The organism is Oceanobacillus sp. FSL W7-1309 (assembly GCF_038002145.1).
Lineage (GTDB): Bacteria > Bacillota > Bacilli > Bacillales > Amphibacillaceae > Oceanobacillus > Oceanobacillus profundus.
Window position 1 is genome coordinate 2,020,364 of sequence record NZ_JBBOBX010000001.1, and the last position, 11,598, is coordinate 2,031,961.

Below are 11,598 nucleotides of genomic sequence, written 5' to 3' on the forward strand. Positions count from 1 at the left end.
TGTACTCCCTATAAGTTTACTTTTTAATTTGGCTTTTTTCTATACGGATTTTTTCAACTAATTCTAATGGGGTCTCTTTTGGGTTAATCATTCCAGTAAACTGATCATCGTATGTTAATTGAATTTCTGTATTAATAACCTGTCCTGATCTAACAAATGTAAGAGTGACATTATTACTCTGATTAAAGTAACTCGACAATGTTTTAACAAATGTGTAATAAGTTTCAACAGGTTCATCGTTGATATGTGTGACAATATCTCCCTTAAGTAAACCGGCTTCATCGGCTGGACTATTAGGATATACCTTTAAAAGGTAATTCCCATTAAATTTAGAACATGATTTTTCTAATTGTTCTTTTGTTGCAGTGTAATTTATTACTCCTATTCTCGGATAATTAAATATATCATTTCGTAGATCTAATCCAAGTTCGATAATGCACTTTAAATTAAATAGAGTTTGTCTCCAACCCATTTCTCCGCATTCTCTAATCCATTGCATGATCTCACTACTATCATAACCATCAACCGTTACGATTATTTTCACTAGCCTGTCATTTACTTGGGTTAAGGAGAAGGCAGTGTGGAGTTCATATATTTTTGTTGTTCCATCTGGGAGAAGTCCCTTATATCTATCCCAAAATACTATTTCATCGAGCTCTCTTCGAACAATACATATCGTTTTGTTGCTTAACTCTCCTATAATAAAGTCAAGTTCATCCCCAAGTTCAATAACTGGCTTATTTTCACTGTGTGTTGCAACATCGGTCAAGAAACTATTCCAACCTTCGAGAGTAGAAAAGTACCACCAGATATCCTCTATTTCCCCCTCAATATAAATTGTATTTACTGTGGAAAATTTATCTTTGTCCATGGTAAAACCTCCTTTATCCCATTTAATCGTTTACAAGGATAAAATACTCGGTATTTATTGATTTATTTAGCAAAAAAGTACGAGTCAATTCTCCCGGAAGTTTCTATAATGAAGACTATTAGATTCCTTTTAAAACATGATCCAATTTAAAATGGTTTAAGATGAAAATGAGGAGCTGAATATGAAAAATATTGGTGTAGTAATACCTGTCTATAATCAAGCATTACCATTACTGTGTACCTTACACGGCTTTATGAACCAGAATATTTCTTTAGAGCACTTTAAGATAGTTGTGGTCGATGATGGATCAACTGAAGATATAGAGACCATATGCAACTTGTTTCGTACTAAGCTTGATATAACATATATTCGAATTATAAAAAGCGGAAGGTCTATTTCTAGGAATGAAGGGGTAAGAAAACTTAAAGATAGTGACATTATTACATTTTGTGATGCCGATAGGATACCTGTTCCGGGATTTTTACAGAATCACTTATTTTCTCATGAGAAGAGCGAGGAAGATTCCATAGTTATAGGTAATATAAAAGATCTTTATCTTTCTGATCCTTGGAATAATATGACAAAAATTTTTAATAGCTATTTCACATTAAAGGGTTTGCGAACCCCTCAGTATAGCAAACTAGTATATAAGCTATTTGACGAAAAAGGGGAATCTATTTCAAATGTCCCTTGGCTAGCTACGTTTAGTGGAAATATGTCAATTCGATTAGATTTATTTAAAAAATTAAAAGGATTTGACCCGGACTTTCGTCATTGGGGATTTGAACATTTTGAATTAGGTTACCGTGCATATAAACTTAGAACACCTTTTGCTTATAATGCTAAGGCTACTAACATTCATATTTCACATTCTCGATACAGTTATAAGAATGATATGGGTGAAAGCCATAGGATTTTTTATAAAAAACATCCATTCTCTGAAATAAAAAATATAAAAAAGTTTATGAATGGAGAAATGAGTTTAAACGAGTTTAACCAGTTATCTGAAGGTAATGAGAATAAACGAAATTTACCTGACGAGTATGTAAAGATTACTAATTTTTGAGGAGTGTAATAAGTGAGTGAATCGTATAGTGTGCTTCATCCTTTTAGTTTTATGCCAAATCTGAAGCATAAAACGGAAGAAGATATTAGTAAAGAGTTTACCTATATAAAAGAAGGTATGGGAAGTTGGGTTTTTGATAAGGAAGGAAAAAACTATTTCTATGCAACAACTGCTGTACCGTCAGTGGGGCTGGGTAATCCTCGAATTATTAATGCGATGACCAATCAGTTTCATAAATTGAGTTTTAGTTCCACTTGTGGTCAGATGCACGAGTTGCTTCAACCATTGACAAAAAAGTTAATTGAATTAACAGATAATCAATTTTCTCTTGCTTTTTATACGAATGACGGAAGTGGAGCCGTAGAGACTGCCATAAAGCTTACAAGGCAATATTTCAATGAATTGAACCAAAAGGAAAAGAGCTGTTTTATTAGCTTAGATGGAAACTACCATGGAACAACAATTGCATCAGGTTCTGTTACGAACATGGGCATTAAAGAAGCGTTTGGTGTGCAGATTCCAGGTTGTTTTAGTGCACCGTTTCCTAATATGCTTAGACCACCAATTGACGGTACGGAAGATGAAATTGTGGACTTTTGTTTACAGCAATTAATAAATACAATTGAAAAATTTGGACCGGAAAAGACTGCAGCAATCTTAGTGGAACCTGTTCAAGGTGTGAATGGTATCATTCCAGCAAATAAACGATATTTAAAAGAAGTAGAGAAAATAGCCAAGGCTAATAATATTTTACTTATTGCTGACGAGGTAACAACTGGACTTGGCAGGACCGGATATTGGACAGCTTCACAGTATTATGGTATAGAACCAGATTTACTGACTATATCAAAAGGACTTACTGGTGGTTATTTCCCAATGGGTGTGACATTTATGACAGAGAAGATAGAGAATGTCCTTTTAAAAGAAGGAGGAATATTTCTCCACGGTGCAACTCAATGTGGCCATCCAGTCGGTTGTGCAGCAGCACTTGAGCTAATTTCAATAATTGAGGAAGATAACCTTTTAAAAAATGCAAGAGATATAGGGCAGTATATTAAAACAAGGTTAAAAATAAGTCTGCAGGATATACCTAATGTAGCTGAAATAAGAGGATTAGGGATGATGATTTCTATTGAATTAGCAGATAAACAGACCAGAGAACCTATTAATTTTAAAGATGGTGAAATCTTATCTAAGAAGTTAAAGACTCAAGGTATTTTAGGTAACTATTTTAACAGCATTTTGCTCTTGTATCCACCATTAAACACAAGTTTATTAGATGCTGATTTTGTTATCGATAACGTTACAAAAGCATTTAAAAATGTTTTTAAATAAAGGGAGGATGACAGTGATGAATTTATTAAACCATACAATTATTCATAAAGAAGATATGGTCTGGGAAGAAGGTATGTATGAAAATACTGAGATGGCCTATCTTTGGGAAGATGAAGAAACAGGAAGGTATGCTTTTCTTGTGCGACTTTATCCGGGGGCAAGTATTCCATTTCATGACCATCCAAGAAGAGAAGTAGCATTTCTTGTGGAGGGTGAAGTTCAATTAAATGATGACATTATGAGAAAAGGTGACTTTCTAACTGCTATTGGTGATGAAGCACACGATGTATACAGTGATAAGGGCTGTGTATTCTTTATTTACATTGACTATAACATGAGCAAATTTAAAGTGACCAAAATAGCTGAAAAATAAAAAAGTGGAGTATCTCCAATTAGCTTGTAGAGAATGTACCCTAATTTCTCTACAAGCTTTTTTATATTTTATTGAAAACAGGCTCCTGCATACTTAGTTGATCCTTGCTAAGTGTGTCGCAGTCCTTTTTTATGTTTTGACAGGCGGCTTGACATGAACCCGCTTTCCGGATCAGTTGTACTGACTCAAATCTTTTTTGTTTCTTTCACTGCACCAATTTCTTTTATAGGCTTTTTCCACATTTCTCATAATCATCGGCAATAGCTTGATCCAGTTCTTCAATATAATCCCACATTTCTATTTCTACGCTTTCGAGTGAATTTATGCTTACTTGATTCGCTTTTAAATGGGTGGAATCCGTAAAAAGCACCCTGCCGCCAACCATTCGATGGTTGACAGATTGAAGAACCATTTCATCAAAGATTTCCTGGAATATCTCCGATTCTTAAAACGATTCCACCGGTTCCAGTTGATGGTGGAATGGTGTGGAACAGGATTAGAAATCCTTAATCCACGAAATCAGCGATAAGCCAAGTTTATCTGGATTTCCCGTTCCAGTGCAGTTTGGAACGAATAGAATTAACCGATGAACATTCAGTTTGAATAAGATGAGGGGATCAAGCAGACCGTTGTTTTATGGTTTAAGCATAAATTCACACAGCTTAAGTGGCTTATCTCCACTTTTTTATTTCTCTATTCTATTCCAAAACACCTCACTTTTATTAATAATCTGTTTAATAGTTTCCTCATTTCGATCTACATAAAAATAGTGAAAGTGAACGCCGCCTACTAATAATCCTACCCACCATCTATTAGCGCCTGTAACCGCCATATAATGCTGGCACCTTAGCTTAAGAGGTTCGAGTAGTTTCTTATTGGATATGAAGTCTTTATTTGAAGTAGCTTTACAAAGTAATCCAGCATCATAATCCACAATTAAACGATCAACATTCGCAATTAGAAAAGGATATTCTTTATGTTGTAGTATGGCATTTTTTCGCCGAACCTCCATGCCAGTTTTTATTTTAAATTCCTCAGCAATAAAGTCTTTTACTCTCATATGAAATCGAAATATTCCATTTGACTTTCTTATCTTTTCCCCACTTTTCTCTTTATGAAGTGTTTGAATACTTTTATCTGTTCCAAAAAGAGCGTTAATGTCTGATCCACCAATACCTTTATTTCTCCATTTAAAAACTTCATCTTCACTTAAATTATGCTTCCAAACTAATATTTTATAGTCCATCTTATCCTCCTTAAACTCTACTATCTTTAAGATAGATAACAATTAGAGTAGGAACTAAGGTTTTATTTCTAGATTTTCAGCTTTTTTCGATTAGACGACATTATTCTGCGTTAATTGTATTTTTATAATACATACTAATAGAAAAAATTATAATTTTGTCAATATAAGCAGAAATGGTAGCAATTAATCAAGAACAAACACACAAACATGTTGATAACATTATATTAAATTAGCCTAGGGGGAAGATTACGTATGAAACCAGCTATCTTGTTTTACTCAGATACCACTCAAAATGCAAAGATTGAATATTTTATTGAGGGACTGTCAAAAGAGGTTACTTTAATTATAGTAAGTAGCTTTAATGAGGTGAAACGATTAATCAGGAAGGAGGATTATTCTGTCTACATACTTCTAACCAACCTTGATTCATTTCCTTCCCATTGGCAGATGTCTGAATTGAAGGCAGAAAGAACAATAATGATACTAAACGGTTTAAGTCAATTAAATACCATGTTACTTAATTCGTTTTTAGAATCTCTTCGAACGTGTGTAAAACGATCGAGTGAAAATCCTCACTTTCTACAATCGTTGCATTACTTAGATGAAAATTACTGTGATAATGAATTGTCCCTTGAAAAAGTGGCATCAAAGGCATATGTGAGTAAATGCTATTATTCCAGAATATTTCAAAAATACGTCGGGAAAGGATTTAAAGAATATGTAATAGACAAAAGAATCCAAAAAGCTAAGTTATTACTTCAAAAAGGAAATAGTGTTACGGACGTTTGTTTTTCTATTGGATATAGCGATTTAACTCATTTTGCACGTATTTTTAAGAGAATAGTTGGAGTAAATCCTTCAATCTATAAATCAGAATATATGAATTCGGAGGCTCGATTACATGGATAAGAAGATTTTGTTTGGTTTTTTATTTTTAGTTTTTTTCATTGCATTTGGAGCTGGAATGAAATTATACGATTTTTATAAGAGTTATGATATTCCGAAGTTAGATCAGAACGTTTCTCTAAATAATCTGAATTTAAATTTTGAAAAAGAAACAGGACTGGTACAGAATTTAACAGAACCTCAACAAATTATATCATTAGAAAATATAAATATAGATAACCTTGAAGAAGCTTATTCGTTATCTCGAAATTTAGCAAAGGAAGGAAATAAACAGGACGCTATTTCATACCTGAAAGAGATTGTGAAGCTTGATCCGACAAATTTAGTTTATATAAATGAATTAAGAATACTCTATCTGGAAATGAAAAAAACTGATTTATTTCTAGAATTCACACAGACTCTTACAGAAACATATGAAGTGAAACTTAATAATGCACTAGCTTATGTGGATTATTTACAATCTCCCGATTTGGGAACAGCCAATCTGGGACAGAAGTCTGTTCAATCAATCACTATATTAGATGAAATGCTAGAGGAAAATCCCTATGATTTACTCGCTAGGTATGCAAGAGGTTTAAATAATTTATATTGGCCGTCTGGATTGCAGAGGACCTCAAAAGCGATAGATGACCTAACTTTTTGTGTGTCCGCAGAGGAGAAATTTGGAGATCAATATTTTGAGTTTTGGCCAGATTGTTTTATTACCTTGGGAGATGCCTATGTAAAAGATGGGGATATTGAAAAAGGAAAACAAGTTTGGGAAAAAGGAGAACACAAGTATCCTAATAATGAAGGATTAAAAGATCGGTCAAATCTATCAGATAAGGAAGCTGTTAAATTGGTTACAGAGGTAAGAGGTATTGATATATTCCAAAGACCTGATGCCTCCATTACAAATTTAAATGTAATTTGGGAATAGAAAGGAGGGGGCATTATGAGTCCTATTGTAGTATCCGGTATAGCTGTAATGACATCCATAGGGGCAAATATTAATGATACCTGGAATGGATTATTAAATCAAAAAAATGGTGCGAAGCCGGTGTCTAGTTTTCCAATAAATGAGCATAAGCATCGAAATGCATGTGAAGTAACGGATATATCACTATTTTGTGATAGAAATGTTGTAAAGCTAGGAAGGGCCTCAAGTATGTTAATTACAACTATTGACGATGCCTTATCTGATGCAAAGGTCGAAATCAATCAAATAGAAAAATGCGGAGTATGTATCGGTACGACGATGGGAGAATTAAGTGGCATAACTAATAATAGTGGCGCAATAAATAAATATGGACCGCATATTTTATCCGAAAATATAAAAAAGCATTATAACATATCAGGTCCCTCGTGGACATTGACGAATGCATGTGCAGCGGGAAATTTTTCTATAGCAAGAGCTGTAGATGAGCTTGAGAAAGGTAATGCAGATGTAATGATTGCTGCTGGCGTAGATGCAATGTCGTGGGTAGCATTTACGGGATTTAGTAGTTTAAGAGCAATGTCACCTGATATTTGTAGACCATTTGATAAAAATAGAAAAGGTCTAATCCTGGGAGAGGGGGCCGGTGTGCTTATACTAGAGAAACTTGAGCATCTATTGAAAAGGAAAGGTTTGGCAAAAGGAACAATCCTAGGATATGGATTTAACTGTGATGCGCACCATATAACTCAACCGGACCCAAATGCGATAGGAGCAATATTAGCAATGGAAAGTGCTTTAAAAAATGCAAATCTAACTATATCTGACATAGGATATGTAAATGCACACGGTACAGGTACACCTGCTAACGACTTAATGGAAGGAAAAGCACTATATGATTTCTTTGGTGAGTATATTAAGACAAGTTCAATTAAAGGGAACATTGGGCATACGCTTGGAGCGGCAAGTGTCATAGAAGCTGCTATCTGTATTAAAGTGTTGGAGGAGAAGCTAGTACCTCCAACAGCTAACATCGAAAACCTTGATCCCAATATTAAAGTTGAAGTAATAAAGGACATTCCCCAACACTTCGATTATAAATTTATTATGTCCAATGCATATGCATTTGGCGGCATAAATTCATCTATTATTATTGGAAGACTCAATTAAGGAGGAAATTATGTTTAATTTAAATGACCACAAATTTAAAGTGATAACCGGATGGCAGGACTATAAAATAGATCCCCGTTATTTTGTATTACTTTTTTTAGCTTCTTTTGTAATGGCAGGGCAATTTTATTTAGGCTTTTATCAAAAATGGGATGCAGTATTTGTTTCATTATTAACTGCTATAACTACGGAAGTACTTTTAACCAGACTGTTATATAAAAAGTGGAAATTCTCTATTAGTCCAATTATTACAGGCATGGGTGTATCGTTACTGGTTAGCTCTTACCTTCTGTGGGTTTATGTTTTGACATCTTTTCTATCAATATTGCTAAAGTTTATAGTTAAATTTGAAAAAGGACATATTTTCAATCCAAACAATATCGCCGTAGTTCTAGTATTATTTTTTCTGTATGAATATGCCGTAAGTACACCAAAACAATGGTCAAATGGCTATCTAGTTATGGCCATAATAATATTATTAGGTTTCTTTGCAACGTACATGGCAAATAGACTTGACGTAGTTTTAGCCTTTTTAGGTGGTTTTACTGTTTTTGCTTTTGTCCGACATTATCTATTTGGTGCACCTCTTTATGCAGCACTAGGTCCACTTCTAGGTGCAGGTCTACAACTTTTTGCTTTCTTTATGATAACTGATCCGAAGTCAACTCCAACTACAAGGAAGTCTAGAATTTACTTTGCATTGATCGTAGCCTTAATAGATGCGATTTTACGTATCAGTCGTATTCCTCACGCCCAATTCTATGCCTTATTTATTACAAGCCTTTTATTCACTGTTCCGTATCGTATATGGGCAAAACGTAAAATTAGCTCAGTAGTTTTCAAGGAAAAAAATAAAGTGGAGGGATAGAGTTTGATCCAAATAAAAGGTATCTCATCGATTACCCCACTGGGATTAGGGGTTGAAGAACTAAGTGCAAGATCTCTATTAAATGATAAGGCTAATCTATTAGCACCACCAGAGTTCTACAATTACAAGTATTTATCAGGATTAAATCTACTACCTAAGATAAGTCAATATGGTTGTATTTCTGTATATGAAGCTATTAGATTTGCGGGATATGCTGTAAATAGTGAAAAAGATAGTAAAACAGCGGTTATCGTCTCAAATAATTATGGGAGTATCCATGCAATAAAGGATATGTTTATTGATGCAGATAAGTATGGTGCCAAAGGGGTTAATCCACGCTTTTTTCCAGGTACAGTTTTGAATGTTGTAGCGGGTCATATATCAATCAAATTTAGATTTAGTGGGCCGAATATAACCATTTCAGAGGGTGTTGAATCAGGTTGTAAAAGTTTACTGTATGCGTATGAACTATTAAACAGGGAAGATTTAAAAAGAGTTTTAGTATGTGATTTGAACATTTTCCCGCCAACTGGATATAAAAAACCAGTAGAAAATTATCTAACAGAGTTTGAACATGTGAGCACGATTTTAATGGAGAAAGTAGATGAAGGTGTAGATAGAAAAGAAGGTGTTTCAATTGCTATTAATAATATATCTGAATCAAAGAATGAGTATTTCAACAATAAAATAATGGCATCTGAATTTACTCCAAAATTATTAACTAATGTATATAAAATATTAAAGTATGAGTATAATTCTCAAACTGAAATTCAAGTATCTACTGATGATAGTCTATTTAATATAATACTTAATTAGGAGAGAATCTGATGGAGGATGTTTTTATTACTGGAACAAGTATTATATCGAGCTTTGGAAATGAGAAGCAGACATGGGAAGGAATACTCAGTGGTGATAACTACCCGCAACAAAGGGAGTACACTTTGAGCAACCAAGAAAAACTTCAATATCCTGTTTATCAAATAGAAGACGATTTGATAGAAAGAATTAATAAACAATATAGTCATATAACGATTAGGGAAGAATTTCTTAGAGATGATAAAGATTTTAAATTACTATTTTTAGCGACACTGGAAGCTTTAAGAAATGCTAATCTTCATTTGCCTAATGAGAAACGAATTGGTTTAATAATCGCTCATGAGAATTTGGGGGTAAACCCTCTGATTGATAGTCTTTTACAAGAAGACAACAAAATGGATATAAAGAATCCAATTAATTCATTCAATCATTATAAGGATAAATTTTTTAGGTTACAAACATACACATATCTATATTATCTAGCAAAATTAATTAATATTAATGGCCCAACTTATGCTATTAACAATGCTTGTGCATCTGGCCAATATGCACTTGAATTGGCAAATAGCTTATTAAAGATGAATCATGCTGACATAGTCATTGTTGTAGCTGGTGACTATGCTCACTTCACAGAACATTTATGGCTAAGTGAAAAAGGCTTTAGCTCTAATAACGGTAAATTAGCACCGTTTACTGACACCTCTTCTGGTTCTGTTTTGGGTGATGGTGCAGGAGCTATCATACTTGAATCCGAGACAAACATAAGTAGAAGGAATGCAATATCCAAGGCAAAGTATATCAACTCTTCATTCTCACAGGATACATGGAGAATTAATTTACCGGATGTAACAACAAACTCCTACGAGAAAGTGATTAAAACTTCGTTAAGTAAATATAAAGGTACACCTGAATTAGTAATACCTCATGGAACAGGTATTCCTCTTTGGGATAAATACGAGTCAAATGGAATAAAGAAAGCCTTTGAATCTTTCCAGTACTCGGTTCCAGATGTAACAGCATTTAAGGGTTATATTGGACATACGCTGGGAGCGAATAGCTTAATAGAATTAATATTAGGAATCAATATTTTGAAAAATAGTGTTATTCCTCCCATTGCTCATCGTACAATTAATAATTCAAGTGAATATGACTTACCGTTTGTAAGCACAATTATAGAAAAAGAAGTTAAGAGTTTTATAAAGACTGTAGCGGCCTATGGAGGATTTAATGCGGCTACAATAATAGAAAAAATCTAAAAAAAGGAGAACATAAGTGAAAGTAAATACAGATGAATATCAGAAAAAAACTGCACTCGTAACTGGAGGATCCAAAGGTATCGGTAGGGAAGTAGTAAAGCTATTAGCAAAGAATAATATAAATGTGATTTTTACTTATAACAAAAATTATAAAGCTGCCTATGCATTAATGGAGGAGCTAAAGGATTGCAATGTATTTATAACGGGTATCCCTTGTGATTTAAATAATCAATCTGAAATTGATCATCTCGTGACAACGATCTTATACACTTACCCCAACTTACACTTTTTAGTAAATAATGCTGGCACAAATATAGACAAACCCTTTTCACAAATAAAAGATGATGATTGGCATAATGTCATTCAAGTAAATTTAAATGCCACTGCATACTTAACACAAAAATTATTAAGAAGAATATTGATTCAACAAGGTAGTGTGGTTAATGTTACTTCTATTTCTGGAATAACAGGAGCTATTGGCCAAACTAACTATTCTGCAGCCAAAGCTGGAATTATTGGTTTTACTAGATCTTTGGCAAAGGAAGTAGGAACGTTTAATGTAAGGGTAAACTGTGTCGCTCCAGGTTATATCGAGACAGAGATGTTAGATAGTGTTCCATCTACAAATATAAAAAGAATAAAGAAGCAAACTGCACTTAAAAGACTAGGAAATAAGAAGGAAATAGCTGAAACAATATTATTTCTACTTTCAGATAAAGCATCTTATATTACAGGTCAAACGCTTATCGTAGATGGTGGATTAATTTAGAAAGGT

The 11,598-nt window shown here is 33.6% G+C and carries 12 protein-coding genes and 1 pseudogene; 10 read left to right on the plus strand and 3 right to left on the minus strand.

Annotated features, from left to right (window positions below; translation table 11 throughout):
- Positions 1–16: 16 nt before the first annotated feature.
- Complete coding sequence (locus NST46_RS09590) at positions 17–871, minus strand: PDZ domain-containing protein (RefSeq protein WP_118889181.1); 855 nt, start codon at positions 869–871, stop codon at positions 17–19.
- 181 nt (positions 872–1,052) lie between these two features.
- Between NST46_RS09590 and NST46_RS09595 the strand changes: the two genes are divergently transcribed.
- From NST46_RS09595 to NST46_RS09605, 3 genes are read left to right on the plus strand one after another with little or no spacing between them, the layout of a single operon-like run.
- Positions 1,053–1,937, plus strand: coding sequence for a glycosyltransferase family A protein (locus NST46_RS09595; RefSeq protein ID WP_095312313.1), 885 nt, complete (start codon positions 1,053–1,055; stop codon positions 1,935–1,937).
- A 12-nt stretch (positions 1,938–1,949) separates the two neighbouring features.
- Positions 1,950–3,272, plus strand: a complete 1,323-nt coding sequence (locus tag NST46_RS09600) for an aminotransferase family protein (RefSeq protein WP_341137113.1) — start codon at positions 1,950–1,952, stop codon at positions 3,270–3,272.
- A gap of 16 nt (positions 3,273–3,288) precedes the next feature.
- Positions 3,289–3,645 carry a cupin domain-containing protein gene (locus NST46_RS09605; protein ID WP_095312319.1) on the plus strand — a complete coding sequence of 119 codons (357 nt, stop codon included), beginning with the start codon at positions 3,289–3,291 and terminating at the stop codon, positions 3,643–3,645.
- Positions 3,646–3,833: 188 nt separating this feature from the next.
- On the opposite strand, the pseudogene NST46_RS09610 reads toward NST46_RS09605, so the two are convergent.
- Both NST46_RS09610 and NST46_RS09615 read right to left on the minus strand, forming a co-directional pair.
- Positions 3,834–4,267: pseudogene (locus NST46_RS09610) on the minus strand (transposase); the annotation flags it as partial.
- 63 nt (positions 4,268–4,330) lie between these two features.
- On the minus strand, positions 4,331–4,891 hold the full coding sequence (locus NST46_RS09615) for a YqaJ viral recombinase family protein (protein ID WP_095312324.1): 561 nt from the start codon (positions 4,889–4,891) through the stop codon (positions 4,331–4,333).
- A gap of 252 nt (positions 4,892–5,143) precedes the next feature.
- Here NST46_RS09615 and NST46_RS09620 point away from each other — a divergent pair, with 252 nt between their 5' ends.
- Genes NST46_RS09620 through NST46_RS09650 form a run of 7 tightly spaced genes read left to right on the plus strand, consistent with a single transcriptional unit; the run spans position 5,144 to position 11,592 of the window.
- Positions 5,144–5,800: a helix-turn-helix transcriptional regulator gene (locus NST46_RS09620; protein WP_095312327.1), complete on the plus strand. Its 657-nt coding sequence runs from the start codon at positions 5,144–5,146 to the stop codon at positions 5,798–5,800.
- The gene (locus NST46_RS09625) at positions 5,793–6,716 is read left to right on the plus strand and encodes a tetratricopeptide repeat protein (RefSeq protein WP_095312330.1); all 924 of its coding nucleotides are present in this window, start codon (positions 5,793–5,795) and stop codon (positions 6,714–6,716) included. The genes NST46_RS09620 and NST46_RS09625 overlap by 8 nt, the downstream gene beginning before the upstream one ends.
- 15 nt (positions 6,717–6,731) lie before the next feature.
- Positions 6,732–7,883: a beta-ketoacyl-[acyl-carrier-protein] synthase family protein gene (locus NST46_RS09630; protein ID WP_341137114.1), complete on the plus strand. Its 1,152-nt coding sequence runs from the start codon at positions 6,732–6,734 to the stop codon at positions 7,881–7,883.
- 10 nt (positions 7,884–7,893) lie between these two features.
- Entirely contained in the window at positions 7,894–8,751 is an 858-nt protein-coding gene (locus NST46_RS09635; RefSeq protein WP_095312336.1) for an RnfABCDGE type electron transport complex subunit D, read from the plus strand.
- Positions 8,752–8,754: 3 nt separating this feature from the next.
- Positions 8,755–9,567 carry a beta-ketoacyl synthase N-terminal-like domain-containing protein gene (locus tag NST46_RS09640; protein WP_341137115.1) on the plus strand — a complete coding sequence of 271 codons (813 nt, stop codon included), beginning with the start codon at positions 8,755–8,757 and terminating at the stop codon, positions 9,565–9,567.
- 11 nt (positions 9,568–9,578) lie between these two features.
- Positions 9,579–10,823: a beta-ketoacyl synthase N-terminal-like domain-containing protein gene (locus NST46_RS09645; RefSeq protein WP_341137116.1), complete on the plus strand. Its 1,245-nt coding sequence runs from the start codon at positions 9,579–9,581 to the stop codon at positions 10,821–10,823.
- Between the two features lie 16 nt (positions 10,824–10,839).
- The gene (locus NST46_RS09650) at positions 10,840–11,592 is read left to right on the plus strand and encodes an SDR family NAD(P)-dependent oxidoreductase (protein WP_095312344.1); all 753 of its coding nucleotides are present in this window, start codon (positions 10,840–10,842) and stop codon (positions 11,590–11,592) included.
- The last annotated feature ends 6 nt before the right edge of the window (positions 11,593–11,598 follow it).